We start from the raw sequence: 25528 nt of genomic DNA on the forward strand, positions 1-25528 counted from the left end.
AGGGGGCTGACATGGTGGCGACGTCGTACTGGCCGGGCGAGTCCGGCGAGGAGCTGCTGGACGAGACCGTCGGATCGTTGCTGCGCCGCGCCGCCGGGCAAGCGCCTGACACCGTCGCCCTGGTCGAGGGCGTGCCGGAGCCCGCCGAGCGGCGCCGGTGGACGTACGCCGAGCTGCTCGACGAGTCCGAGCGCGCGGCGCGGGCCCTGCTCGGCCGCTTCTCGCCGGGAGAGCGGGTGGCCGTGTGGGCGAACAACATCCCGGAGTGGGTGATCCTCGAACTCGCCGCCGCTCTGGCGGGCATCACGCTCGTCACGGTCAACCCGGCGCTGCGCGAGGCGGAGTTGCGCCATGTGCTCGGCCATTCCCGGGCGGCCGGCGTCTTCCTGCGCCGCGAGTACCGCGGCAACCCAATGGCCCGCACCCTGGCCGACATCCGCAAGGACCTGCCCGACCTGCACACGAGCGTCCTGTTCGAGGACTGGGCGGAGTTCTGCGCCGAGGGCTCCCCCGGCCGGGCGCTGCCCGAGGTCGACGCCTCGGCGCCGGCCCAGATTCAGTACACCTCGGGCACCACCGGCCTGCCGAAGGGCGTGGTCCTGCACCATCGCGGCATCACCAACAACGCGCGCATCTCCTACGTCCGCACCTTCGGACTGTGCCCGGGCGAGGCCCAGCTCAACCCGATGCCGCTCTTCCACACGGCGGGCTGTGTGCTGGCCACACTCGCGACGATCGACAGCCTCGGCACCCACGTCCTGCCCCCGTACTTCGACCCGGGCCTGATGCTCGAACTCACCGAGTCCGAAAGCTGCGTGGCGATGGGAGGCGTACCGACGATGCTCATCGCCATGCTCGAACACCCGGCGCTCCCCCGCACCGACCTCTCGTCACTGCGCTACATGCTCTCCGGCGGCGCATCCGTCCCACCCGAGCTGGTCCGCCGGGTCGAGCAGGCCTTCGGCGTACCGATGTCCATCATCTACGCCCAGACCGAGGCCTCCCCCGGCATCACCATCACCCGGCCCGACGACACTCCCGACGACCGCGCCCACACGGTCGGCCGGCCCCTGCCGCGGGCCGAGGTGAAGATCGTGGACGCTGCGGGCGCCGTCGTACCGACGGGGGTCACCGGCGAGCTCTGCACCCGCGGCTACCACGTCATGACCGGCTACCTCGACGCCCCGGACGCGACCGCTGCCGCCATCGACGCCGACGGCTGGCTGCACACCGGCGACCTCGCCTCGATGGACGCCCGCGGCTACTGCCGTATCGACGGCCGCCTGAAGGACATGATCATCCGCGGCGGCGAGAACATCTACCCGCGCGAGATCGAGCAGGTGCTGGCCGAGCATCCCGCCGTAGCCGAGGCCGCGGTGGTGGGCGTACCCGATCCGGTCTGGGGCGAACGGGTCGCCGCGTTCATCCGCCTCGACCCGAAAGGCGAGACGGTGGGCGAGAAGGAACTCTTCGACCACGTCCGCGCCCACCTGGCCCCGCACAAGACGCCCCGCACCTGGGTGTTCGTGGACGGCTTCCCGCTGACCGGTTCCGGCAAGATCCGCAAGAACGTGCTGCGGGAGGACTACGTGGCGGGCCGGCTGCCCATGTGATGTTCCGTGTGCCGCGAGCTATGTGATGCTCTGTGCCGCGAGGGCAAGCCGGCGATGGGTGCGGACCATCATGAGGCGGGCCATGAAGGGATGCACCCTCTTCACCACGCCCCAATACAGCCTGGAGCGCCACGCGTTGGTCTGCACGGAGCTGCACAGGACGACGTACTCGGCGTCGACGACGATCGACGCCCAGGCATCCAGCCCACCCGCGCTGACCTCCATGAGCACCTCGCCGCCCTCCCGCGCGACGACCGGAAAGGCGTCGCGCAGGATGCCCGTCCAGGCGGCCGGATCACGCGGCATCCCGGGCCGCAGTTCCATGGCGTACGCGTCCTGATAGTCGGGCCGTTCCAGGGCTGCCCTGATCAGCCGAGCGCCTTCGGGAAACCCCACCGCCACGGGCCTGTCCTTGCGCATCGCGCACCTCCATACGCTGGCGTATGGAAACCATACGGTAGCGTATGGACATGGTGCAACGGCAGCGGACGACGGCACGCCGGCAGTCCAAGAAACCCAGGCTCACCGCCCGAGACTGGGCGGAGGCCGCCCTCACCGCCATCCGGGAGGGCGGCGGCCTCGCAGCGGTGGCAGTCGAACCGCTCGCCACCCGCCTCGGCACCACAAAGGGCAGCTTCTACTGGCACTTCGCCAACCGCGAGGCCCTGATCGAGGCGGCACTCGCCCGCTGGGTCGAGGCGAACACGGACGAGATCATCGCGGCGGTGGAGACGGAGCCGGACCCGGAGCATCGCCTGCGCGCCCTGTTCAAGCGCGTCACCAAGCCGGGCGCGGCCGACCCCCTCGAGCTCTCGCTCCTGGCCAGCACGGACCACCCTCAGGTCGCGGCCGCACTCCGGCAGGTAACCGAGCGCCGTATCGGCTACCTGACCGGCCTCTTCGCCGACGTGGGCTTTGCGGAGGACGAAGCGCGAGAGCGGGGCTTGATGGCGTACAGCTTCTACCTGGGACACAGCCAGTTGGGGCATGCGGTGCCGACTGTGCTGCCTTCGCCGGAGGAGTTTCCGGGATATCTGGAGGGGGCGGTGGAGACGCTGCTGCGGCGGGACTGACGGCCGCACTACGGCTCAGCTGCGCAGCAGCACCGCCTTTTCTCAGCCAGGCCGACGCATCGACACACACCTAGTCGGTGTAGTGATAGCGCGCCTTGAGGATCTTGACCTCTTTGTCGTCGGCTCGGTAGACGAGGCGGTGTTCGTCGTCGATGCGTCGCGACCAGTAGCCGGACAGGTCTCCCTTGAGAGGTTCGGGCTTGCCGATACCGTTGAACGGATCACGCTGAATCTCGCCGATGAGACGAACGACGCGGCGCACCATTTTTCGATCGGTCTCCAGCCAGTGCTGAAAGTCGTCCCAGGCGCCCGGGTCGAAGTTGACGTCCCTCACTCGTCGCCGACCAGCCCTTGGAGCTCGTCGAGGGTCTTGGTCACGCCCGTCTGACCCGCACGGTCGCGAGCGACGGCTTCCATGAGACGGCGGGCATTGGCCGGCGACCGCAGGAGGTAGATGGTCTCCTGCCAGGCGTCGTAGTCCTCGGCGGACATGAGTATGGCGTCGCCGTGCTTGGAGTGGATGCGCACGGGCGCGTGGTCGTCGTTGACCTTCTTGATCAGAGGAAAGAGTTCCTTGCGCGCCTCGCTGGCGGTGAGGGCCATGACATACATCCTCTCCAAGACTGGTACGGAAAATCGTACCTGAGTGGTACTGAAATACGTACCGCTCTCCGTCCAGCGTCGAGGGCCCTGGCGCACGCTGCGGCCTGAGACCGAAAACGAAGGCAGCCGCCGCCCGAGTCGCCTGCGGCGCACGGCTCGGCCTCGCCGACCAGGTGCTCTCCGAGGACCCCGAGGCGCTGGCCACTGGCCACTGACCACGAGAAACAGCGTGCATTGCTGGTGCTCGACATCGCCTCCGGTCATCTCGCCGGCGGACGCGTCGAGGCAGCGTTCGCCCTCGCCTCTCGCGCGCTGAGCATTGGGCTCAAGTACAGGTCGGGGCGGATCCCGACCAGACCATAGGTCCAGGTCAGAGCCCCGATGGCAGACGAGTCGGGCTATACGCCGGGTTCTGTCACCCAACCACCTCGCGGTGGCCGGGGAGACGGCCATCCATCTAGGACCGGTGTTGCCACCGGCCTCGTGCGGTCTACCCGGGGACTCGGGCGGGCAGCCCTCGAACGTCTCCGCAGGAGCGCCGAGACGCTCCCTTTTGACCTTGCTCCGGGTGGGGTTTACCTAGCTGCCCAGGTCACCCTGGGCACTGGTGGTCTCTTACACCGCCGTTTCACCCTTACCGAGGGCCAAGACCCCCGGCGGTTTGTTTTCTGTGGCACTGTCCCGCGGGTTACCCCGGGTGGCCGTTAGCCACCACCCTGCCCTGTGGAGCCCGGACGTTCCTCGGGAAGCCCCTCAAGGGGACTCCACGCGGCCGTCCGCCCGGCTCGTCTGCCGTGTCGACCATGTTACCGGGCGGGCCGGACGAGCCGGACCAGTCGCCGTCGCCAGGACCGACCCCGCCAGGATGAGGGTGAACGCGATCGCGATGCCGAGAGTGAAGGGCTCGTCCAGGAAGAGGGCTCCCGCTGCCACCGCGATCGCCGGGTTGACGTACGTGAAGACCGTCGCGCGAGTCGGGCCGATCTCCTTGATCAGTTCCAGGAAGGCTACGAACGCCAGCGCCGTGCAGATCACGCCCAGGCCGATCAGGGCTGTCAGGACCGAGGCCGAAGGGACCGAGGAAGGCCATGTCGCCGCCGCGGCCGGCGCGTAGACCAGGGCCGCCAGCGCCAGGCACGGTGCCGTCAGCTGCAATGTCGGGACGTCCTTCAGCCACCGCGCCGCTATCAGCGGTGCCGTCGAGTAACCCAGCACCGTCAGCATGACCTCCCCGAGGGAACGGGCATCGCCGCCGGTCAGGTGCGGGACGGTCAGGACGCCTACGCCCGCCAGGCCCAGCCCGAGGCCCGTCATCCGCCGTACGCCCAGCCGCTCCGTGTCCCCGAAGAAGCGGGCCAGCGCCACACCCACGATCGGGACGCCCGCGATCAGCAGGCCCGCCGTGGAGCTCGACAGGTGGCGTTCCGCGTCCGTGAGCGTGAACCACGGGCCGATGATCTCTATGCACGCGAAGGCCAGCATCGGGAGCCAGTGCGTACGGACCGTGCGGATCAGGCCGCCCTGACGTATCGCGAAGGGGAGCAAGAGGAGCGCGCCCAGGGCGCAGCGTGTGAACACCACCATGGACGGGGAGAGGGGAGCGTCCACCGCCACCTTGATCATCAGGTAGGGGATGCCCCAGACGACTCCCATCAGGGAGAACAGGAACCAGCCGCGTGCAGTCATACGGCGAGTCTCGGCCGATTCCCTACCTGGTGTCTTGAACGCTGTTGCGGTATGCCGCCGGGGTCACCCCGAGGACCCGGCGGAACCAGCGGGTGAGGTGTGCCTGGTCGGCGAAGCCCACCAGGGGGGCCACCTCGGCCGGGCGGAGGCCGGTCTCGAGGAGTCCGCGGGCCTTGGTGACCCGGTGCTGGGCGAGCCAGGCGTACGGCGGTATGCCCATCGTCGTACGGAAGGCTCGGAGGAGCTGGTAGCGGGACAGGCCGAGGTCGGTGGCCAGGTCGGACAGGGAGGGCGGTTCCAGCAGTTCGTCGGCCAGGCGGTCGCGGACCAGGCGGGCGACGTGGTCGGCGCCCTGCAGGACGTCCGGTGCCGGGCGGGCCGTGGAGTGGCGGCGGGCCAAGGCCGTCAGCAGCCATGGGAGGCGGGACTCCGTCTCCAACGGGTCTGGGCAGACACTGAGTTCGGTGTGGGCGAGGCGGAGGGCGGTGACCAGCTCGGGGTCGTCGATCACGGGTTCGCGGAAGTGCGGGGCGCCGCCGCAGGTGCCGTCGGCGAGGAGGGCCGGGGCGGCGTACAGGGCGCGGTAGGCGTAGCCGTCGGTGGCGGTTTCGGGGCCGCCGGTGTGCACCTCGCCGGGGTCGAGGACGACGATCGAGCCGGGGCCGGTGCGGACCCGGCCGCCGCGGTAGTCGATGACCTCGGAGCCGCCGACGCAGACGCCGATGGTGTACTCGGCGTGCGCGTGGGGGGCGTAGACATGCTGCTGGAAGCGGGCGGTCAGGAGGTCGAGGGGCGGGCCGCAGCGGCCGAGGCGCGCGCGGGTCCACAGTGCCTGCTCGCTCACCGGGGCCCCTTTCCGTAGTCCTACGGCGGACAACACGTTCTGGCCCCTTTTCCATCCCCGGCCGGCCACGGCGGCTACGGCTGCATCCGCTCCAGTGCGTCGAAGGCCGCATCCATCCGCGCCCGGTGGTCGTCGATCAGCTCGGCCGCCGGGTCCCCGGCGAGCAGGCGGCGTGCGGTGGTGACGAAGACCGAGCGGTAGGCGGCGACGGTCAGCGCCGCGAGGAGGTGCGGGTCGGCTACGGAGGCCTCCGCGAGGGCCTCGGCCAGGGCCGTCTCCAGCTCCTCCGTGCCTTCGCGGGCGCGGGCCCGCAGGGCGGGCGACTCGATGACGACCCGCCAGAAGGCCGGGAAGCGGTCACTCACCCCGGCCAACGGGTGGCCCTGGTCTAGGAGTTCGAGTGCCATGCGGCGGAGTGCGGCCAGCGGGGTCTCGTCGGGGCGGCGCCCGCGGACTGCGGCGGCGAAGGTCTCGGCGGCCTCGGGGATGCGGTCGAGGTAGAGGTCCTCCTTGCGCGGAAAGTAGTTGAAGACGGTCATGGCGGAGACGTCCGCGGCCCGGGCGACTTCCGCCACGGTCACCGCATCGAAGCCGCGCTCCTGGAACAGTCCCGTCGCGATGTCGGAGATCCGCTGCCGGGTCTCTCGCTTCTTGCGCTCACGCAGCGGCAGTTCCGCGTCCGTCTGTCCCTTGCTCTGTTCCTCGGTCTGTTCCTCGGTCACGAGAAAATTGTAGCGAACAAAAAGTTTTAGTGACTACACTCCATGGCCATGAAGACCATGAAGACGACGAACACTGGAACGACGTACGACGTTGTGGTCGCCGGCGCCGGGCCCGTCGGGCTGCTGCTCGGCTGTGAGCTGCGGCTGGGCGGGGCGCGGGTGCTGGTCGTGGAGAGGCTGGCCGAGGTGGACGAGACGATCAAGGCGGGCGCGATCAACCTGCCCTCCGCCGAGGCGTTGTACCGCCGAGGCTTACTGCCCGCCTTGGCCGCGGTGCAGGAGGAGGCGATGAGCGGCTTCCGGAAGTTCTTGCGGGCGCGGGGCGAGGACGAGAACGCACCGCCGCCACCGAGGTTCGCCGGGCACTTCGCCGGCATCTGGCTGCACGGCGAGCTGCTCGACGAGACCGACCCCGACTTCGCCGGTTCGGGCCCGGCCGAGCGGGTCGGTTTCGTCCCGCAGGCCACGCTGGAGCGGATCCTCGCCCGGCGTGCGGAGGAGCTCGGGGTGGAGGTGCGCAGGCGGGTCGAGCTGACCGGGTTCGAGGCCGACGAGCAGCAGGTGGTCGTACACCTGACGCGCACCGACGACCCTTCCGTGACCGAGACGGTCGGCGCGGGCTGGCTGGTCGGCTGCGACGGCGGCCGGAGTGTCGTGCGCAAGCTCGCCGGATTCGACTTCCCGGGGACGGACCCGGAGATCACCGGGTATCAGGCGCTCGTCGAGATGACCGGCGCCGAGGGGCTGAAGAGCGGCTGGAACACGACGGACGTGGGGACGTACGTGCACGGGCCGATGCCGGGGCGCATCCTCACCGTGGAGTTCGACGGGCCTCCCGCCGACCGCCAATCCCCCATCAGCGCCCAGGAGTTGGAGGGCAGCCTGCGCCGCGTGACCGGCGTGGACGTCACCGTGACCGAGGTGCACTCGGCGACCCGGTTCACCGACAACTGCCGTCAGGCGAGCAGCTATCGCAAGGGCCGGGTGCTGCTCGCGGGCGACGCCGCGCATGTGCACTCGCCGTTCGGCGGGCAGGGGCTGAACCTCGGCATCGGGGACGCCATGAACCTCGGCTGGAAGCTTGCGGCCGTGGTGCGCGGGCGGGCGCCCGAGGGGCTGCTCGACTCGTACACCGCGGAACGGCATCCGATCGGCGCCTGGGTGCTCGACTGGACGCGGGCCCAGATCGCCCTGATGCGGCCCGAGTCGCATGCGCGTGCCCTGCGCGAGGTGATCACCGAGCTGTCGCGGACGGTCACGGGTACGACGTTCTTCGCGAAGAAGATCTCGGGGGTGTGGCAGCGCTACGACCTGCCCGGCGACCATCCGCTCGTCGGCCGCAGCGCCCCCGACCTGGAACTCGCCGACGGCAGCCGCCTCGCCGACCAACTGCACACCGGCCGGGCTCTGCTCCTCGACCTCGCCGATGACCCCAAGCTCCGGGCGCGTGCGGAGGGAAGCGGCGACCGGCTCACCGTCGTCACCACCAAGGCCGCCGGGCAGCCGGAGCTCGCCGGGATGCTCGTACGGCCGGACGGGTTCGTGGCGTGGGCGGCGGACGAGGGGCAGGACGGCGGGGATGCGCTGGAGGACGCCCTGAAGCAGTGGCTCGGTGCTTGACCCTGCCGCGACGTCAGCCTTTCTACTGTTGCCATGCGGATCGGAGAACTCGCCGCGGCCGTCGGCGTCACCACGCGGACCGTGCGGCACTACCACCATCAGGGCCTGCTGCCGGAGCCCGGGCGGCTGGCCAACGGGTACCGGGACTACACCCTGCGCCACGCGGTCGTGCTCGCCCGCATCCGGCGGCTGACCGAGCTGGGGCTCGGGCTCGCCGAGGTGCGGGACGTGCTCGCCGACGACGCGGGCCGGGACCTCGCCGAGGTGCTGGACGAGCTCGACGAGGACCTGGCCCGGCAGGAGGCGGCGATCAAGGAGCGCCGGGCTCGGCTGCGGGCGCTGCGCGAGTCGGAGAACGGCTTCACTGCCGAGGGGCCCGTCTCGCCCCAACTCGCCTCCCTGCTCGGCGACTTGGCGCATGTCGCGCCCGACTCCCCCATGGCCGCCAAGGACCGCGAGATGCTCGCGCTGCTCGACAGCATGGCGGCCGTGGAGGACCGGGAGCGTCTGATGGGTGTGCTGCGCGACGCTCTCACCTCCCCCGACGGCATCGCACGGACGGTGCGGGCCTACGGCCTCCTCGACGAACTCGCCGACGCGGAACCGTCCGACCCCCGCGTCGAGGAGGCCGCCCGCGCCCTCGCCGAGTGCCTGCCCCGCGACCTGCTCCCGGAGGCGACGATCAACGAGGCGGACAGCTTCATGCGCGCCTTCTATGCCGACTTCACCCCGGCCCAGGCGGAGGCGGTCCGCCGCACCCTCCGCATCCTGACCGAGGAACGGCCATGAGGACGGCGTACGTCCTCGTCCGCCACGAGCTGCGTCTGCTCGCGAGTCTCGCGATGTGGGCGGCCCGGCGCACCCACGGGGCGGACGGCGGGCGGGCGTTCGGGTATGCGCGGGGGCAGGGCGCGATGATGTTCGGTCTCGCGTTCGTGTGCCTGGTCGAGACGGTGACGATGTCGGTGCTGCTACGGGACTACCCGGCCGCCCACCGCACGGTGCTCGTGCTGGACGCGTACACCATCGTCTTCGTCGTAGGGCTGCACGCGGCATCCGTCGTACGGCCGCACGTGCTCACCCCCGACACCCTGCGCATCCGGCGCGCGGCATACGTCGATCTGCGCATACCCCTCGACCGGATCGCGACCGTGCGCCGCGAACTGCGCACCACCCACGAACGCACCGACGCCGAACTCGACCTCCCCGTCGGCGCCCAGACCACCGTCACCCTCCAACTCACCGAGCCGGTACCCCACTTCACCTTCCTCGGCCGCAGGCGTGACATCCGCCTCGTCCGCTTCCACGCCGACGACGCCGACACCCTCGTACAGGCCCTCGTACGGGCGATCACGCAGGCGCGAAACGCACCTTCGCCGCTGCCGGGTCGGCCTGGGTGAGACGGACCCGGAGTCGCTCGCCCAGGGGCAGGTGTTCGCCCTCGATGCGGCCGATGATCGCCGGGGACTCCAACTGGACGGTGCCGAGGGTGGGTTGGTGCTCCTCGACCTCCACCACGCAGCCGTCGAACACCTCGCCCACCCGGTCCTTGAGCAGTGCCGCCTCCACGATGTCGACGCACTCGCGCTCGACCGTGCCCGCGCGCCGGCTGCCGTCGGCCATCTCGTGCGGCAGTGTGTCCAGCGCGGCCAGTACCCAGTCGGGCGGGGGCTCGCCCGCCGCGGCTGCCAGGCAGAGCTCGGAGGCGTACCGGTCGGCCAACCGCCGCAGCGGGGCCGTGCAGTGGGCGTAGGGCGCGGCCACGGCGGCGTGCGTGGTGATGGCCGGGAGGTTGCCGTCCCGGAAGACGGTGTAGCCGGCTCCGCGCAGCAGCGTCGTGCACTCCTGGAGGAAGGCCGCGTGGTGCGGGCGGTGCGGGTCGAGGGAGCGGATGAGGCGGGCGTACGAGACGTGGTGCGGCCAGTCGATGTGCAGGGCGTGCGCGGTGCGGCGCAGGCGGCCGACGGCGCCGTCCGGGGCGGCCGGGAGGGTGCGCAGGACGCCGGTGCCGGCCGCCAGCATGAGATCCGCGGCTGCCATCCCCGTCAGCAGGGAGATCTGGGCGTTCCAGCCGTCCGCGGGGAGTGGGGCGCGGTAGCTGAGTTCGTACGCGTGGTTGCGCTCGACTATCTCCTGCTCGGGCACGTTCAGCGAGATGCCGCCCCGTTCCACCTCCAGCCGCTCCCGGGCCTGGCCGATCTCCTTGAGCAGCGCGAGCGGCTCCTCGGCCGTCTTGTCGTCGATCTGCCGTTGTACGCCCTCGTAATCGAGTTTGGCCCTGCTGCGGACGAGGGCGCGGCGGACGTCGACGGCGAGCGTATGGCCGTCCGCGTCGAGGTCGATCGTCCAGAGGGCGGCCGGGCGTACCTGGTCGGGCAGCAGACTCGCGGCGCCCTCGCTCAGCAGGGCCGGGTGCAGCGGGATCCGCTCGTCCGGGAAGTACAGGGTGGTCACCCGCCGGTGGGTTTCGGCATCCAGCGCCACCCCGGGTACGACGAAAGCCGCGACGTCCGCGATTGCGTACTGCACCCGGTAGCCGGTGCCCTGTCTCGACAGGTGCATCGCCTGGTCGAGGTCGGTGGAGGCGGGCGGGTCGATGGTGAAGAAGGGGATGTCTGTGGCGTCGTGGGGGTGGGCGGGGAGGGCCGGGGTCTTCGCTGCCCGCTCGGCCTCTGCCAGCGCCTCTGGCGGGTAGCTCTCGGGGACGCCTAGTTCGGTGCGCAGCGCGGTGAGGGCGGCCCGGAGGGGGGCTTCGGGGGCGCCGGTCACGCGGATGTGGCGGCGGGGCATACAGCGAGGGTAGGCGCATCGGGCCCCGTACGCTGTCCGGGAGCTCAACCGAAGGAGATCACCCGTGCTCGTCCTGCTGCCGCCCTCCGAAGGCAAGGCATCCTCCGGCCGTGGCGCCCCGTTGAAGCTGGAGTCGCTCTCGCTCCCGGGGCTGACTCCCGCCCGTGAGGCCGTACTCGGCGAACTGGTCGAGCTGTGTGCCGGGGACGAGGAGAAGGCGCGTGAGGTGCTCGGGCTGAGTGAGGGGCTGCGGGGCGAGGTCGCCAAGAACGCCGGGTTGCGGACCGTCGGGGCGCGGCCCGCAGGGGAGATCTACACGGGGGTTCTGTACGACGCCCTCGACCTGGCTTCCCTCGATGCGGCCGCGAAGAAGCGGGCGGCGCGGTCACTGCTCGTCTTCTCCGGGTTGTGGGGTGCGGTCCGGGTGACCGACAAGATCCCCTCCTACCGGTGCTCGATGGGCGTGAAGCTGCCCGGGATCGGGGCGCTGGGTGCGTACTGGCGGACGCCGATGGCCGCCGTCCTGCCCGAGGCCGCCGGGGACGGGCTGGTGCTGGACCTGCGGTCCTCCGCGTACGCGGCCGCTTGGAAGCCGAAGGGCGAGGTCGCCGGGCGTACGGCGAGCGTGCGGGTGCTGCATGCGCCCACCCGGAAGGTGGTCAGCCACTTCAACAAGGCGACGAAGGGGCGGATCGTACGGAGTCTGCTGGCGGCGGGCGCGGCACCCAAGGGTCCGGCGGAGCTGGTGGAGACGCTGCGCGAGCTCGGTTACGTGGTGGAGGTGGAGCCTCCGGCGGGGGCCGGGAAGGCGTGGATGCTGGACGTGTTGGTGGACGAGATCCACTGACCGACTCTCGACTGCGTTGCAGCATGCGCAATGCGCTTTGCGCATGCTGCACGGCGCGGGCACGATGACGGCATGGCTGCCTCATCGCTCCTTGACCTTGCCCCCGTCGTGCCCGTCGTCGTCATCGAGGACGCCGCCGACGCCGTGCCGCTGGCGCGGGCCCTGGTCGCCGGCGGGCTGCCCGCCATCGAGGTCACGCTGCGGACGCCGGCCGCGCTGGACGCGATCCGGGCGATCGCCGGTGCGGTGCCGGACGCGGTGGTCGGGGCGGGGACCGTGATCACGTCGGAGCAGGTGACGGAGTCGGTGGCCGCCGGGGCACGCTTCCTGGTCAGCCCGGGCTGGACGGACGTATTGCTGGAGGCGATGCGGGCGTCCGGGGTGCCGTTCCTGCCGGGGGTGTCCACCACCTCGGAGGTGGTGGCGCTGCTGGAGCGCGGGGTGCGGGACATGAAGTTCTTCCCGGCGCAGGCGGCGGGCGGCACGGCCTATCTGAAGTCGCTGGCCGGACCGCTGCCGCAGGCGCGGTTCTGTCCGACCGGGGGCATCGGCCCGGCCAACGCTCCCGACTACCTGGTGCTCCCCAACGTCGGCTGCGTGGGCGGCACTTGGATGCTCCCGGCGGACGCCCTCGCGGCCCGCGACTGGGGGCGGATCGAGTCGCTGGCCCGCGAGGCGGCGGGGCTCAAACAGGCTGTCAGCGCAGGTGGGACGTGTCGTTGAAGAGCCGTACGCTCGCGTTGCCGTCCGCGTAGTAGGCCACCGCGGACAGTGCGGCCGCCGAGAGTTCCATGCGGAACAGGGACTCGGGCGGGGCGCCCAGAGCCAGGCGTACGAACGTCTTGATCGGCGTGACGTGGGAGACCAGCAGGACCGTGCGGCCCGCGTACGCCGCCACCAGCTTTTCCCGGGTGGCTTCGATACGGGTCGCGGTCGCCGCGAAGCTCTCGCCGCCGCCCGAGGGCTGGGCCTCCGGGTCGGCCAGCCAGGTGTTCAGGTCGTCGGGGTAGCGCTCGCGGACCTCGGCGAACGTCAGCCCCTCCCAGGCGCCGAAGTCGGTCTCGCGCAGTCCGTCGTCGATGCTCACCTCGAGGCCGAGGTGGGCGGCGACGATACCGGCGGTCTCACGGGTGCGGGCGAGGGGCGACGCGACGATCGCCTGGATCGTGCCGCGCCGGGCCAGCGCGGCCCCGGCGCGCTCGGCCTGCTCCCGGCCGACGTCGGACAGGGACGGGTTGGTGCCGCCACTGCCCGAGAAACGCTTCTGCGGAGTCAGCGGGGTCTCGCCGTGCCGCAGCAGTACGAAGGTCGCGGGCGCGCCCATGTCGGCGGGGGCCCAGCCGGGGGTGGCGACGGCCGTCGCGGCCCGCACATCGGCGTCGGCCTTCGCGGCTTCGCCGGACGGCTCAGGAGCCGCAGCCCTCGCGGCGGACGCCTCCAGCTCCGCCGTCGAAGCCGACGGCGACCACTGCTCCCCCCGCTTCCCCGCGTCCATCGCCTCGTTCGCCAGTCGGTCCGCGTGCTTGTTCTGCTCCCGCGGGATCCACTCGTACGTCACCCGGTCCGGCGGGAAGACGCGGGCCGCCACCGCCGCCAGGGGCTTCATGTCGGGGTGCTTGATCTTCCAGCGGCCCGACATCTGCTCGACGACCAGCTTGGAGTCCATACGGACGTGGACCTTGGCGGAGGGGTCCAGCTCATGGGCGGCGCGCAGGCCCGCCAGCAGGCCCCGGTACTCGGCGACGTTGTTGGTCGCGACGCCGATGTACTCCGCGGCCTCCACCAGGGTCTCCCCCGTCGCCGCGTCGAGCACGACGGATCCGTAGCCCGCGGGTCCCGGGTTGCCCCGCGAACCGCCGTCGGCCTCGACGATGAACTCCCGCACGGTACAGGCTCCTAGAGGCCGGACTCGGCCGTACGCACCAGGATGCGACGGCAGTTCTCGCAGCGCACCACGGTGTCGGGGGCGGCCGCGCGGATCTCGTTGATGTCGGTGATGGCCAGCTCCTGGCGGCAGCCCTGGCAGGTGCGCTGGTACAGCTTGGCCGCACCGATGCCGCCCTGCTGCTCGCGCAGCTTGTCGTAGAGCTTGAGCAGATCCGCGGGGATCGTGCCCGCGATGACCTCGCGCTCCTTCGTCACCGTCGCCACCTCCCCGTCGATCTCCTCGAAGGCGGCCTCCCGGCGGGCGGTCGCGTCGTCGATCTTCGACTGGACGGAGGAGACGCGCTCGGTGAGCTCGGCGAGGCGCTCCTGCACGGACTCGATGCGCTCCATGACCTCCAGGACGATGTCCTCGAGGTCACCCTGCCGCTTGGCCAGGGAGGCGATCTCGCGCTGCAGGTTCTCCAGGTCCTTGGGGGAGGTGACGGCACCGGAGTCCAGGCGCTTCTGGTCGCGGGCGGCGCGCTGGCGCACCTGGTCCACGTCCTGCTCGGCCTTGGTCTGCTCGCGGGCGGTGTCGCTCTCCTCGGTCTGCGCGGCCACCAGCAGGTCGCGCAGCTGGGTGTGGTCCTTGGTCAGCGACTCGATCTCGGCGTGCTCGGGCAGCGACCTCCGCTTGTGCGCGAGCTGCTGCAGGCGTACGTCGAGGGACTGGACGTCGAGGAGTCGGATCTGGTCGGCGGGCGCGGCGTTCAGTTGGGGGCTCCCAGTGGTTCAGATGTGGCGGAGGATGCCGCGTGGGCGGTCCAGGGGTCGGTGACCGTCTTCGAGACGTGGACGCGCAGGTCCCATCCCTTGCGGTCGGAGATCTCGTCGAGCTGGGTTGCGGCCAGCTCGCACCAGGGCCATTCGGTGGCCCAGTGCGCCGCGTCGAGCAGCGCGACGGGGCTTTGGGCGACGGCCTCGGACGCCGGGTGGTGGCGCAGGTCCGCCGTGAGGAACGCGTCTACGCCGGCTGCGCGTACGTCGTCGAAGAGGCTGTCGCCGGAGCCGCCGCTCACGGCGACGGTGCGGACGATCGCCTCGGGGTCGCCGGCGACGCGGATGCCCTGCGCGGTGGCGGGCAGCCGCTCGGCGGCGCGGGCCGCGAACTCGCTCAGGGGCAGCGGATGGTCCAGCTCGCAGATGCGGCCGAGGCCGCGGCGGCCGGACGGATCGGCCGGGTCCGGCACCAGGGGGCGTACGACGCGAAGGTCCAGCGCGCCGGCGAGCGCGTCCGAGACGCCCGGGTCCGCCGTGTCCGCGTTGGTGTGGGCGACGTGCAGCGCGATGTCGTTCTTGATCAGCGTGTGCACGACGCGGCCCTTGAAGTGCGTGGCCGCGACCGTCGTCGTACCGCGAAGGTAGAGCGGGTGGTGGGTGACCAGCAGGTCGGCGCCCAGCTTCACCGCCTCGTCGACGATCTCCTGCACGGGGTCGACCGCGAACAGGACCCGGGTGACCTCCTGGTCGGGGTCGCCCACGACGGTGCCGACCGCGTCCCAGGACTCGGCCCGCTCGGCGGGCCACAGGTTCTCCAACGCGGCGATGACTTCAGACAGACGGGGCACGGACAAAAGGCTACCTGGCTGATCTGTGCCGCTGAACCGATGTCCGGAGTCGGTTGGAGCGGGACCGGTGCCCCGGGGCTCGCTCCCGGCCCCCTTCAGCACACCCGCCCCCGTTTCCTCAGGCGAATCGTTCCTCGGCCACCCTTATGTGTGAAGCAGGAGCCTCGTGGTCCCACGTGTGTGCGTGCGAAAACTAGCTTCGTCGCCGGAGGTGACCAGACCATGACGGCGTGTGCGATCGAGCCCGAGGCTGCCGCCGAGGACGGTGCCCCGCAGGCGGGCTGCACCATCACCGCGGACGGCGCCTATGCCGCCCGCCTCGCGCTGGACGGCGGCTCCTGGTTCCCGGAGCGCTGGACGCTGGACGGCCCCGAGCCGTACGCCGTGCCGCTGCCCGGCAACCAGCCCGAGGAGCCCGGCACCGAGGTGCAGCCGATGGGCGACGGGCGGGTCCTCATCCGCCGGCGGGCGGAGGGACGGCATGTCTTCTCCTTGCTGTATCCGACCGGACCGGGCACCGGCGAGCTGCTGATCGGCGCGGTCGAGTGCCCGGACGAGGGCGCCCGGCTGCGGCTGCTGCCGCCCGCACCCGGCGGCGAGAAGGCGTACGCCCTGGCCGTAGGGCGGCGTTCCAGCACGGTGTGGCTGGTGGCGGGCGGCGCCTTCGGACCGGAGCACGTGGCGGAGATCCCGGGGCGCTGCTCGGGCGGGGTGTGGCTGGACCGCACGGGGCGGATGCTGGCGCTGGACCGTGAGACCGGCGGCCGGACCAAGGCGGTCGTGGTCGACCTGGAGCGGGCCGGCGAGGTCTCGCCGCTTCTGCAGATCGCCGACGGCAGCGACGACCGGCTGCTGCTCGCCGACCCGGACAGCGGTCTGCTGCTGATCCGCTCGGACGCGCCCTCGCCGGGCGAGGACCGGCTGGGCTGGGGCGTGCTGGGCAGCACGCTGCCGGTGCGTTTCCCGGAGTGCCTACGGCTCCCGGACTGTGCCGTCGCGCCCTTCGCCGTCCAGCCGGGGCAGGTGCTGATGCCGGAGAGCTGCGGGGTGGCGCTGCGCATCGACGGGCCCGTCGGCAGCTGGGTGGGCCTGTGGCGGCCGGACCGGCGGCGGCTGCACCATCTCCCCGCGCCGGACGGGTGGTTGGCGGGCGCGGGGATCTGGACCGGGGACGGGGTGCTCCAACTGCCGTACGCCACGGCCGAGGTGCCGTGTGGCGTGGCGCGGGTGGCGGCGCCCTCGGGGGAGACGGGGGAACCGGGGGATGGAGGGGGATCGGGGGGCATGGGCCCGGAGGATCCGGTCCGGCCGGATCCTCCGGAGCCCGTCGCACCGCGTCCTGTGCCGTTGCAGCAAGCGCCCTTGGGACGTCTTGTAACGAAGTAGTGCCGATGGGCGTGCCCGTCTGGATTCGCACGGAGGGTGGCCGGTTAAACTCGCCCGGCTGTTAGAAAGATCATGTTGACGGGGTGAATCCTTCCGATGAGCGACGCAAGCACCATGCAGCCGCTGTCCGCCGAGGCCCAGGAAGACGCCGGTCACGGCCGGCACCGGGGTCCGGGTTCGGTTCAGGGCGGTGACACGGCCCCTCGCGGCCGGCACCGCAAGCCGGCCGAGGACAGCGAAGCGGCTGCCTGAGGGTACGCGAGGAAGGGGCCCGCACGTCGGCTGACGTGCGGGCCCCTTCCGTATCTCTACCCGTATCTCTACGCCCGCTTGAGGCCCAGCACTTCCGCCGCGCCGAACGTCTCTCCCGCCGGCCGGTCCGCGTAGTGCGGAGTGAGTACGGCGTCCAGCTCGTCGTAGGTGAAGGTGTCCTGCTTGCTGTCGAACTTGGCCTGCACCCGGGGCCGTTCGACGATCGCCACCATGCCGCCGTGCACGACCAGCAGCTGGCCATTGACGCGGGCCGCGGCGGGCGAGGCCAAGTAGCCGACGAGCGGGGCGACATGCTCGGGGGCGAGCGGGTCGAGGCCGTCGGCCGGCTGCTCGAAGCCGGCGAAGACGTCCTCGGTCATCCGGGTGCGGGCGCGCGGGCAGATCGCGTTGGCCGTGACGCCGTACTTGGCGAGGGCTAGGGCCGTGGAGGTGGTCAGGCCGACGATTCCGCCTTTCGCCGCCGCGTAGTTGGGCTGCCCGGCGGACCCGGCGAGGAACGCCTCCGACGAGGTGTTCACGATCCGCCCGTACACCGGAGCGCCCGCCGCCTTGGACCGCTCGCGCCAGTGCGCGGCCGCGAAACGGGTCGTGTTGAAGTGGCCCTTGAGGTGGACCCGGATCACCGAGTCCCACTCGCCCTCGGTCATGGAGAAGACCATACGGTCGCGCAGGATGCCCGCGTTGTTGACCAGAATGTCCAGCTTGCCGAACTCCGTGACCGCCAACTCGACGAGTTCTGCGGCCTGTTGGAAGTCGGCGACGTCCCCGGTGTGGGCGAGCGCCCTGCCGCCCGCCGCTCGGATCTCGGCAGCGACCTGTTCGGCGGGGCCCGCGGAGGCTTCCCCCGAGCCGTCCCGGCCCGGCTGCCCGAAGTCGTTGACGACGACGGCAGCGCCGAGCCGGGCGAGTTCGAGCGCCTCGGCCCGGCCCAGGCCGCGACCGGCACCGGTCACGACGGCGGACAGCCCCTCGAGTGGCAGTGACACAGGCACCCCCGTCAGATCTCGATGCACGTACGCAGCGCCGTGCCGGTCCGCATCTGGTCCAGCGCCTCGTTGATGTCGGCCAGCGGCACCCGGTGTGTGATCAGGCCCTCCAGGTCGACGCGGCCCGCCCGCCACAGGGCGATGGTCCGCTCGTAGGAGCGCAGGACGTCGCCGCCGCCGTACATCGACGGCAGGATCCGCTTCTCGTCGAAGAACAGCTCGAACATGTTGAGCTGCAGGAAGTCGTCCAGGGCGCCCGCGCCGACGACGACGAGCGTGCCGCCGCGCCGGGTGTTCTCGTATGCGGTGCGGGCGGTGGCCGACCTGCCGACGACCTCGAAGACGTAGTCGAAGCCCTCGCCGCCGGTGACGTTCTGTTTGGCGTCGGGCAGTTCGTCCGGTGAAACCGCCTTCGTGGCGCCGAACTTGAGGGCGGACTCGCGGCGCGAGGCGACCGGGTCGACGGCGACGATCTCGGCGGCGCCCTTGAGCCGAGCCCCCTGGATCGCGGAGATGCCGACGCCTCCGCATCCGATGACGGCGACCGACGAACCGGCCTCCACATCGGCCGTGTTGAGCGCGGCGCCGAGCCCGGTGGTGACGCCGCAGCCGATCAGCGCGGCGATGTCGAAGGGCACGTCGTCCGGGATCGGCACCGCGCAGCCCGCATCCACGACGACTTCCTCGGCGAAGGTGCCGGTGCCCGCGAAGCCGAAGACGTCACCGCCGGGGCGCCGGAAGTTGGGGGTGCCCGCGTTCATGAACCCGGCCAGGCACAGCTCGGTCTGCCCGCGCTTGCAGGCCGGACAGGCGCCGCAGGCCGGCAGCCAGCAGACCACGACCCGGTCGCCCGGCTTCAAGTTGCTCACGCCTTCGCCGACTTCGACGATCTCACCCGCGCCCTCATGGCCGGGCACGAACGGCGCCGGCTGGGGCAGCACCCCGCTCATCGCGGACAGGTCCGAGTGGCACAGCCCGGTGGCCCGCACCCGGATCCTCACCTTGCCGGGCCCGAAGCCCGTCGCCTCGACGTCCTCGAAGACCTCGAGTTTGTCCTGGCCGATCTCGTGCAGTACGGCTGCCCGCATGGTGCGGCTCCCCTCAACGGCGGTATGGCTCAGGAGTGTTCGACGATCGTGTCGGCGAGGACGGGCGCGTCGTCCCGCTCGAGGGCGCTGACCGCGACCCTGGTGGAGTCCTCGGAGTGCCACATACGGATGCGCAGGGTCTCGCCGGGATACACGACCCCGGCGAACCGGGTGGCATACGACCGCACCCGCGTCACGTCGCCGCCGAGCAGCGTGTCGACGACCGCCTTGAGCGTCATGCCGTACGTGCACAGCCCGTGCAGGATGGGCCGTTCGAAGCCGGCGGTCTTGGCGAAGTCGGGGTCGGCGTGCAGCGGGTTCCAGTCGCCGGAGAGGCGGTAGAGCAGGGCCTGGTCCTCGCGAATTGGACGCTCGACGGTGCGGTCGGGCTCACCGGCGGGCGGTTCGAGACGCGCCGACGGTCCGCGGTCGCCGCCCCAGCCACCTTCCCCTCGTACGAAGATCTGGGCGTCGTTGGTCCACAGGGGGCCGTCGGCGTCGGCGACCTCGGTGCGCATGACGAGGACGGCCGCCTTGCCCTTGTCGTAGACGGCGGCGATGCGGCCGGTGGCGGTCGCGGTGCCCTCGACGGGGATCGGGCGGTGGAGGGTCAGCGCCTGGCCACCGTGCAGGACGCGGGCGAGGTCGACGTCTACGCCGGGCATGGACAGGCCGCTGATCACCCCGGGTGAGCCGGAGCCCGCGACGGTGGCGAAGCTCGGCAGGACGTGCAGCCGGGACTCCAGGGTGTAGCGCAGCTCGTCGGGATCGGTCGCCGGGCTGTGTTTATCTGGATTTGCGGCGGCTCCGATGCCGAGGTGGTAGAGCTGGACGTCCTTGCGGTCCCAGGTGATCTCGCCGGAACGGGGTTCGGCGGCGAGGGCCTTCGCTGCATCGATGGGCATACGGCTCCTGATGGCTCGGATGGCTCAAGACCTCGGCGCGGCCGTCCGCACCGTCGGCCGCGGCCGAGGTCGCCACGAGTGCCGATCTAGAACGCGTTCCAGTCCGGCGCCCTCTGTATAGCCCAGCGCTCCGCACTTGTGAAGGCTCCTGACGCTGTGTCAGTTCAGTGTCTCGGGGTCGGCTCGGCGGGTGCCGGGCACCCGTGACATTTGTCCTGCCCGAGTCCGTACATGCGCATCTGCCGGACGGACGCCCCGGATTCGTAGCGTCGTAGGCATGACACAGACGGAATGCGCCGCCGTGTTCTTCACGGGGGCAATCAAGACCTTCGGCACCGTACGTGCCGTCGACGGCATCGACCTGAGCATCGCGGCCGGCGAGACGGTCGCCCTCCTCGGACGCAACGGCGCCGGCAAGTCCACCACGATCTCCCTGCTGCTCGGCCTGGACGAACCCGACAAGGGCACCGTCGAGCTCTTCGGCGCTCCCCCGGAGGCGTCGGTGCGCGCCGGGCGGGTCGGCGCCATGCTGCAGGAGGGGCGGGCGGTGCCCAGGGTCACCGTGCGGGAACTGGTGTCCTTCGTGGCCCGCCGCTACCCGAACCCGATGCCCGTCGCACGGGCCCTGCAACTGGCCGGGATCACCGAGCTGGCGGGGCGACGGGTGGACCGGCTCTCCGGCGGCCAGACCCAGCGCGTGCGATTCGCGGTGGCGCTGGCCGGGAACCCCTCGGTGATCGTCCTGGACGAGCCCACCGCCGCTCTGGATGTGGAGGCGCGGCAGGCGTTCTGGAGGTCGATGCGGTCGTACGCCCGTCTCGGCCACACCGTGCTGTTCTCCACCCACCATCTGGAGGAGGCGGACGCCCATGCCGACCGCATCCTCGTCATCGACCGGGGCCGGATCGTCGCGGACGGCACCGGTGAGCAGCTCAAACGGTCGGTGGGCGGCAGCCTGGTCGCCTTCGACCTGGCGGGGCGGGGCACGGAGGGTCTGGAGCTGCTGCCCGGTGTGCGGTCGGTGGAGGTGCGCGGGGACCGGGCACGGTTGCGCACCGACGACCCGGACGCGACGGTGGTCGCACTGGCGGAACTGAGCGCGATACGCGGCCTGGAGGTCGCCCCCGCGTCGCTCGACGATGCGTTCCTGGCCCTCACCGCACGCGTGACGGAGGCGGCGTGATGCTGGACTATCTGCGGCTCGAAGTGCGCCGGACCCTGCGCGACGCGGGATTCGTGATCGGCGGGATCGCGATGCCGGTGCTGATGTATCTGCTGTTCACCAACCTCGGTTCGGACGGCGGGAGTTGGAAGACGGGCGCGATGGTCGGCATGGCGGGCTACGGCGCCGTCGGCTGCGCCCTCAACACCGGCGGCGGGGTCGCCGAGGACCGGGCGATCGGCTGGCTGCGGCAGCTGAGGGTGACCCCGATGACCCCGCATCAGGTCGTCGTCGGCCGGACGCTGACCGGCTCGGTGACGGTACTGCCGGCCATCCTCGCGGTGCTCGCCGCGGGCGGCCTGGTCAACGGCGTACGGCTGGAGGCCTGGCAGTGGGCGGCGGTCGCGGCGCTGCTGTGGCTGGGCTCGGTGCCCTTCACCCTGCTGGGCCTGGGCAACGGCTACCGGCTGACTGGGCAGACCACGGGCGTGACGAACATGGCGTGCAACCTGGGCCTGGCGGTCCTCGGCGGCCTGTGGTTCCCGGTGACCCTGTTCCCGGACTGGCTGCGCACCCTGTCGGCGTACACGCCCACCTACCGGTTCGCCGAGCTCGGCACGTCGGCGGCCGAGGGCCGCGCCCCGGCGCTCGGCGCGATCACGGTCCTGACCCTCTGGTTGCTGGCCTTCGGTTCGTACGCTGTGCTGTCGTACCGACGGTCCGGACGGACCGTCTGAACGGGGGAACGAGGGACATGTCCTGGATGCAAGGAATCACCTGTCAGCTGGACGAGTGGCGTGCCGCACGCGCCCGGTGGCGGGGCGAACTGGAGCGGTTCAAAGAGGCGCGCCGCAGGGGCGAGAAGCCGGAGCACCCGGGCCCGCCGCCGACCGGCTTCGCGCTGCTGCCCTGGCTGCTGATGGGGATGGGCTCCTTCTCCAACCTGCTCCAGGGCAAGACTCCCAACCCCGTGATCGGCGGCCTGGGTCTGCTCGCCTTCAACTCCCTCTACATCTATGTGACGTTCCGCGCCTTCGACAGGCAAAGGCGCGAGGAGACGTCCACCCGGGTCGCCCTGCTGCTGATGTTCCTGCTGACCACGGGTCTGGCCCTCGGGTACGGCGGCAACTGGCTGATGTTCTTCCCGCTGCTGGGCCTTGCGACCGGCGCGGTCGTGCGCGGGCCGTGGCTGGGCAAAACCGGGCTCCTGCTGGCCGGGTTCGCCGCTGCCGTCTCCGCCGTCCGCGACGGATCGGACGCGGTGAACATCGGCTACGGCACCTTCCTGTCGACGATGGTCACCGCCGCGATCCTGTCCCTGTCCGAGGCGGTGCGCGAACTGCAGGCGGCCCGCGAGAAACTGGCGCACCAGGCGGTCGAGAAGGAACGCCTGCGCTTCTCCCGCGACCTGCACGACCTGCTCGGTCACACGATGTCGGTGATCGTGGTGAAGTCGGAGGCGGCCCGGCGGCTGGCCCCGCGGAACATGGACGCCGCCCTGGACCAGATCACCGACATCGAAGCCGTCGGCCGCCAGGCGCTCACCGAGATCCGTGAGGCCGTGACCGGCTACCGCGAGGGCAGCCTCGCCACCGAACTGGACCGGGCCCGCTCGGTCCTGTCCGCGGCGGCGGTCGAGCCGGTGGTGGTCCGCTCGGGCGCGCCCCTCGCCCCGCAGACCGAGGCGCTGCTGGGCTGGGTGGTGCGGGAGGCGGTCACGAACGTGCTGCGGCATGCCGGCGCCACGCGCTGCGAGATCACCGTGCAGAGCACATCCGAGCGCGTGAGCCTCACGGTGGCCGACAACGGCGAGGGCCTGCCGCCCTCTCCGTCGTCACCCTCCTTGCCGGGCATCGGCGGCACCGGTCTCAAGGGACTGACCGAACGCCTCGCGGCGGCCGGCGGCTCCTTGCGGGCCGGCCCGTCGCCGCGAGGCGGTTTCACGGTCACCGCCGAACTCCCCGTGGAGGCCGGCGATGCGTGCGAACCCGTGGCGGCTACGGCGCCCAGGGCGAGCTGACGACCCAGCTCACGTCGTCCGTCCAGGACGTGGAGCTGTCCCAGGTGTTGGAGCCGCCGTTGCTCGCTATGTAGACGTTGTGGTTGTAGTGGCGGATGAACTTGGCCGGGTAGTTGTACGAGGCGAACGAGGTCCCGGTGCCGCTCTTGCCGGTCGTCGGGCAGAAGGTGGCGTCGGATCTGAACTGCGCGGTGCCGTCCATGGGTTGGCGCAGCAGCTGGTAGTTGTAGTGCCGCAGGAAGTCACCGGGGTAGTTGCGCGACTCGAAGGAGACGCAGGAGCTGCTGGCCAGGCCCCGGCGGACGATCCAGGTGGCGTCGTTCTTGTCGAGCGTCGAACTGCTTGAGGTGATCGACGAGATGACCGCCGCGTTGTTCTGGTGGCGTATGTAGTCGCCGGTGCAGCACGAGGTCGTCGCCCGCAGCGAGATCTCCGAACCCGGGGTCAGTGAACCGGTGGAGCCGGTCGCGCCGCCGTAACCGACGGAGACGATGTTCGCCTGCACCGAGTTGTCGGCGGCGTCCGTCGGGATGCCCGAGGTCATGACGCCCTCGAAGAAGGACCCGATGGAGCCGTTGCTGTTGTCGCCGCCGGTGCCGAGGACGATCGCGCCCTCCTGGTGCATGGGCGAGTAGCCGCTGCCCGTGGTGGGTTCACCGCCGGAATAGGTGGTGGTGAGGCTGCCGGATTGCGCATTGCCGTACTTCAGCGCGAAATGGTCCTGACCGTTGTTCTTCAGCAAAGCGGTCACGAACGGCGTCGCCCCGGTGCCGGTGTTCGACGTGTTCTTGCTGTAGCCGGCGTCCGACTGGAACAGGCCGTTCTCCAGGTCGGCCTGCACCCAGGGGCCGCCGCCGTAGCACGGCGAGAACCAGCACTCGGTGCCGAAGTTGATGGCGTCCATGTGGCCGTTGCCGGTGTCCTTGTTGTTCGTCTCGGCGTTGCCGTAGTCGAAGCAGCAGCGGCCGTTCACGTGGGTGCCGGAGGTCACCATGTACATCCCCTCGGCCTGTCCGTTGACGGCGACGCCCGAGGTGGAGTTGTCCCGGTAGCCCATGCCGGCCGATATCTCCAGGCCGTAGACCTGGTGCCCGCCGACGGTCACCGGCAGGGCGTCGGCGGGCGAGCCGACGTCGGCCGCGCCGGCCCCGCCGGCCCCCTCGATCGTCAGGTCGTTGTGGCGTGACGACTGGTCGTAGATCTTGGTGATGATGCAGGTGGTGCCGGAACAGAAGGAGTCCTGGGCGGCCGCGTTGGCGTACCCTCCGGCGGACAGCAGCCCGATGTTCGCCGTGGCGCTGTCCGAGGCCCGCTGTACCTGGTAGAGCGAGCCGTTGTACGACGAGTAGAGCGCCCTGACGAGGCTGTGCGCAGCGACGCAGGGGGTGCCCGCGGCGGCGTAGATGTCGCAGGGCAGCGAACTCGCGGCCTGTGCCTGCGGCACGCCGACGGCGAGCGCAAGGACGGTGACGAGCGCGGACAGCGCGGCCAGGGTCGCGGTTCTGAGTCTGGAGAACAAGGTGGAGCCTCCTTCATGTCCGACATGCCGAACGTTGTTCGACTGAAATACCGAACCATTTCAACGATCGAAATGCCGAACAATTGCGGGTGGGGGTGCAGGCACAGAAATTGCAAAGGCGAACTCCCAATGCAGAGGCGATTGTTGGGCCGAACCCGGAGGCCGTCAAGACTCGCGGAACGGAACAATGACAAGTCTTTAGACGAGTTCTTAATCGGGCCCCGGTCCCGTCCGCGCCCTACTCTTGACCCGTGGACGAGATGCCCCGGGATCACCGGCCTTCGAAGAGCGTGCGGGTCCTGCTGGCCGAGGACCAGGGAATGATGCGGGGCGCGCTCGCCCTGCTGCTCGGTCTGGAGGAGGACCTGGAGGTCGTCGCTCAGGTCGCGGCGGGCGACGTCATCGTGGACGCCGCACTGACCCACCGGCCCGACGTGGCCCTGCTGGACATCGAACTGCCGGGCATGAGCGGCCTGGACGCGGCGGCCGAACTGCGCGAGCAGGTCCCGGACTGCCGGGTGTTGATCCTCACCACGTTCGGGCGGCCCGGCTATCTGCGTCGCGCGATGGAGGCCGGCGCGGCCGGCTTCCTCGTGAAGGACGGCCCCGTGGAGGAGTTGGCCGCCGCGATCCGCCGGGTGCTGACCGGCGAGACCGTGATCGACCCTGCGCTTGCCGCCGCCGCGCTCAGCGCCGGGCCCAGCCCGCTCACCGCCCGCGAGTGCGACGTCCTCAAGGCGTCCGTGGACGGTGCGACGGTCGCCGACATCGCCGCCAAGCTGCACCTGTCCGAGTCGACGGTCCGCAACTATCTCTCGTCCGCCATCGGCAAGACGGGCACCCGCAACCGCATGGAGGCGATGCGGGAGGCTCGTCAGCAGGGGTGGCTGTGACCCC

Annotated in this window: 26 protein-coding genes, 1 other RNA gene and 1 pseudogene; 13 read left to right on the forward strand and 15 right to left on the reverse strand. The window is 71.0% G+C overall.

The annotated features are described in order from the left end of the window. The first annotated feature begins 11 nt into the window (after positions 1-11). Entirely contained in the window at positions 12-1613 is a 1602-nt protein-coding gene (locus ACFY10_RS03275) for an AMP-binding protein (RefSeq protein ID WP_390663318.1), read from the forward strand. Positions 1614-1631: 18 nt separating this feature from the next. On the opposite strand, the gene ACFY10_RS03280 is transcribed toward ACFY10_RS03275, so the two are convergent. Then, positions 1632-2033, reverse strand: a complete 402-nt coding sequence (locus tag ACFY10_RS03280; protein WP_390663320.1) for a hypothetical protein — start codon at positions 2031-2033, stop codon at positions 1632-1634. Between the two features lie 50 nt (positions 2034-2083). On the opposite strand from ACFY10_RS03280, the gene ACFY10_RS03285 reads away from it, so the two are divergent. Beyond that, positions 2084-2686: a TetR/AcrR family transcriptional regulator gene (locus ACFY10_RS03285; RefSeq protein ID WP_390663321.1), complete on the forward strand. Its 603-nt coding sequence runs from the start codon at positions 2084-2086 to the stop codon at positions 2684-2686. 70 nt (positions 2687-2756) lie between these two features. Here ACFY10_RS03285 and ACFY10_RS03290 read toward each other — a convergent pair whose 3' ends face one another. From ACFY10_RS03290 to ACFY10_RS03315, 6 genes and pseudogenes are all read right to left on the reverse strand, one after another. Further along, positions 2757-3020: a Txe/YoeB family addiction module toxin gene (locus ACFY10_RS03290; RefSeq protein WP_390663322.1), complete on the reverse strand. Its 264-nt coding sequence runs from the start codon at positions 3018-3020 to the stop codon at positions 2757-2759. After that, on the reverse strand, positions 3017-3289 hold the full coding sequence (locus tag ACFY10_RS03295) for a type II toxin-antitoxin system Phd/YefM family antitoxin (protein ID WP_390663323.1): 273 nt from the start codon (positions 3287-3289) through the stop codon (positions 3017-3019). The genes ACFY10_RS03290 and ACFY10_RS03295 overlap by 4 nt, the downstream gene beginning before the upstream one ends. 385 nt (positions 3290-3674) lie before the next feature. Next, an RNA gene (rnpB, locus tag ACFY10_RS03300) (RNase P RNA component class A) lies at positions 3675-4077 on the reverse strand. Positions 4078-4192: 115 nt separating this feature from the next. Continuing rightward, positions 4193-4975, reverse strand: a pseudogene (locus ACFY10_RS03305) (DMT family transporter); the annotation flags it as partial. A gap of 22 nt (positions 4976-4997) precedes the next feature. Further along, on the reverse strand, positions 4998-5819 hold the full coding sequence (locus tag ACFY10_RS03310; RefSeq protein WP_390663324.1) for a helix-turn-helix domain-containing protein: 822 nt from the start codon (positions 5817-5819) through the stop codon (positions 4998-5000). A gap of 74 nt (positions 5820-5893) precedes the next feature. Beyond that, entirely contained in the window at positions 5894-6541 is a 648-nt protein-coding gene (locus ACFY10_RS03315) for a TetR/AcrR family transcriptional regulator (RefSeq protein WP_390663325.1), read from the reverse strand. Positions 6542-6589: 48 nt separating this feature from the next. Between ACFY10_RS03315 and ACFY10_RS03320 the strand changes: the two genes are divergently transcribed. From ACFY10_RS03320 to ACFY10_RS03330, 3 genes are read left to right on the forward strand one after another with little or no spacing between them, the layout of a single operon-like run. Further along, positions 6590-8161 carry an FAD-dependent monooxygenase gene (locus ACFY10_RS03320; RefSeq protein WP_390663326.1) on the forward strand — a complete coding sequence of 524 codons (1572 nt, stop codon included), beginning with the start codon at positions 6590-6592 and terminating at the stop codon, positions 8159-8161. Between the two features lie 33 nt (positions 8162-8194). Further along, complete coding sequence (locus ACFY10_RS03325) at positions 8195-8950, forward strand: MerR family transcriptional regulator (RefSeq protein WP_390663327.1); 756 nt, start codon at positions 8195-8197, stop codon at positions 8948-8950. Continuing rightward, complete coding sequence (locus ACFY10_RS03330; protein WP_390663328.1) at positions 8947-9561, forward strand: hypothetical protein; 615 nt, start codon at positions 8947-8949, stop codon at positions 9559-9561. The genes ACFY10_RS03325 and ACFY10_RS03330 overlap by 4 nt, the downstream gene beginning before the upstream one ends. Here the strand turns inward: ACFY10_RS03330 and ACFY10_RS03335 are convergent. Then, the gene (locus ACFY10_RS03335; protein WP_390663329.1) at positions 9512-10951 is read right to left on the reverse strand and encodes an RNB domain-containing ribonuclease; all 1440 of its coding nucleotides are present in this window, start codon (positions 10949-10951) and stop codon (positions 9512-9514) included. The genes ACFY10_RS03330 and ACFY10_RS03335 overlap by 50 nt on opposite strands. Positions 10952-11015: 64 nt before the next feature. Between ACFY10_RS03335 and yaaA the strand changes: the two genes are divergently transcribed. Both yaaA and ACFY10_RS03345 read left to right on the forward strand, forming a co-directional pair. Further along, the gene (gene yaaA / locus ACFY10_RS03340; protein ID WP_390663330.1) at positions 11016-11798 is read left to right on the forward strand and encodes a peroxide stress protein YaaA; all 783 of its coding nucleotides are present in this window, start codon (positions 11016-11018) and stop codon (positions 11796-11798) included. 72 nt (positions 11799-11870) lie between these two features. Then, entirely contained in the window at positions 11871-12521 is a 651-nt protein-coding gene (locus ACFY10_RS03345) for a bifunctional 4-hydroxy-2-oxoglutarate aldolase/2-dehydro-3-deoxy-phosphogluconate aldolase (RefSeq protein WP_390663331.1), read from the forward strand. Here ACFY10_RS03345 and ACFY10_RS03350 read toward each other — a convergent pair. The 3 genes from ACFY10_RS03350 to ACFY10_RS03360 are packed head-to-tail and all read right to left on the reverse strand — an operon-like array spanning position 12496 to position 15292. Further along, positions 12496-13683 (reverse strand): bifunctional RNase H/acid phosphatase, encoded by a 1188-nt coding sequence (locus ACFY10_RS03350; protein ID WP_390663332.1) that lies wholly within the window; start codon positions 13681-13683, stop codon positions 12496-12498. The two genes, ACFY10_RS03345 and ACFY10_RS03350, sit on opposite strands and share 26 nt — an antisense overlap. 11 nt (positions 13684-13694) lie before the next feature. Beyond that, positions 13695-14438 (reverse strand): zinc ribbon domain-containing protein, encoded by a 744-nt coding sequence (locus tag ACFY10_RS03355; RefSeq protein ID WP_390664121.1) that lies wholly within the window; start codon positions 14436-14438, stop codon positions 13695-13697. Continuing rightward, complete coding sequence (locus ACFY10_RS03360) at positions 14435-15292, reverse strand: Nif3-like dinuclear metal center hexameric protein (RefSeq protein ID WP_390663333.1); 858 nt, start codon at positions 15290-15292, stop codon at positions 14435-14437. Before ACFY10_RS03360 ends, ACFY10_RS03355 begins: the two co-directional genes overlap by 4 nt. 222 nt (positions 15293-15514) lie before the next feature. Between ACFY10_RS03360 and ACFY10_RS03365 the strand changes: the two genes are divergently transcribed. Beyond that, the gene (locus ACFY10_RS03365) at positions 15515-16678 is read left to right on the forward strand and encodes a hypothetical protein (protein ID WP_390663334.1); all 1164 of its coding nucleotides are present in this window, start codon (positions 15515-15517) and stop codon (positions 16676-16678) included. 96 nt (positions 16679-16774) lie between these two features. After that, the gene (locus ACFY10_RS03370) at positions 16775-16930 is read left to right on the forward strand and encodes a hypothetical protein (protein WP_390663335.1); all 156 of its coding nucleotides are present in this window, start codon (positions 16775-16777) and stop codon (positions 16928-16930) included. Between the two features lie 68 nt (positions 16931-16998). Here the strand turns inward: ACFY10_RS03370 and ACFY10_RS03375 are convergent, their stop codons facing one another. Genes ACFY10_RS03375 through ACFY10_RS03385 form a run of 3 tightly spaced genes read right to left on the reverse strand, consistent with a single transcriptional unit; the run spans position 16999 to position 19930 of the window. Continuing rightward, positions 16999-17937 carry a 3-oxoacyl-ACP reductase gene (locus tag ACFY10_RS03375; protein ID WP_390663336.1) on the reverse strand — a complete coding sequence of 313 codons (939 nt, stop codon included), beginning with the start codon at positions 17935-17937 and terminating at the stop codon, positions 16999-17001. A gap of 11 nt (positions 17938-17948) precedes the next feature. Then, the gene (locus ACFY10_RS03380; RefSeq protein WP_390663337.1) at positions 17949-19025 is read right to left on the reverse strand and encodes a Zn-dependent alcohol dehydrogenase; all 1077 of its coding nucleotides are present in this window, start codon (positions 19023-19025) and stop codon (positions 17949-17951) included. Positions 19026-19054: 29 nt separating this feature from the next. Next, a complete protein-coding gene (locus tag ACFY10_RS03385) occupies positions 19055-19930 on the reverse strand; it encodes a MaoC/PaaZ C-terminal domain-containing protein (protein ID WP_390663338.1) in 876 nt (291 codons plus the stop codon). Between the two features lie 277 nt (positions 19931-20207). Here ACFY10_RS03385 and ACFY10_RS03390 point away from each other — a divergent pair, with 277 nt between their 5' ends. From ACFY10_RS03390 to ACFY10_RS03400, 3 genes are read left to right on the forward strand one after another with little or no spacing between them, the layout of a single operon-like run. Beyond that, a complete protein-coding gene (locus ACFY10_RS03390) occupies positions 20208-21113 on the forward strand; it encodes an ABC transporter ATP-binding protein (RefSeq protein WP_390663339.1) in 906 nt (301 codons plus the stop codon). After that, positions 21113-21829 carry an ABC transporter permease gene (locus tag ACFY10_RS03395; protein ID WP_390664122.1) on the forward strand — a complete coding sequence of 239 codons (717 nt, stop codon included), beginning with the start codon at positions 21113-21115 and terminating at the stop codon, positions 21827-21829. The genes ACFY10_RS03390 and ACFY10_RS03395 overlap by 1 nt, the downstream gene beginning before the upstream one ends. A 17-nt stretch (positions 21830-21846) precedes the next feature. Beyond that, a complete protein-coding gene (locus tag ACFY10_RS03400; RefSeq protein WP_390663340.1) occupies positions 21847-23112 on the forward strand; it encodes a sensor histidine kinase in 1266 nt (421 codons plus the stop codon). Here the strand turns inward: ACFY10_RS03400 and ACFY10_RS03405 are convergent. Continuing rightward, positions 23090-24631, reverse strand: a complete 1542-nt coding sequence (locus ACFY10_RS03405; protein WP_390663341.1) for an alpha-L-arabinofuranosidase B — start codon at positions 24629-24631, stop codon at positions 23090-23092. The genes ACFY10_RS03400 and ACFY10_RS03405 overlap by 23 nt on opposite strands. A gap of 260 nt (positions 24632-24891) precedes the next feature. On the opposite strand from ACFY10_RS03405, the gene ACFY10_RS03410 reads away from it, so the two are divergent. Beyond that, on the forward strand, positions 24892-25524 hold the full coding sequence (locus ACFY10_RS03410; protein ID WP_390664123.1) for a response regulator: 633 nt from the start codon (positions 24892-24894) through the stop codon (positions 25522-25524). Positions 25525-25528 lie beyond the last annotated feature (4 nt).

This window comes from Streptomyces sp. NPDC001401 (assembly GCF_042895385.1).
Lineage (GTDB): Bacteria > Actinomycetota > Actinomycetes > Streptomycetales > Streptomycetaceae > Streptomyces.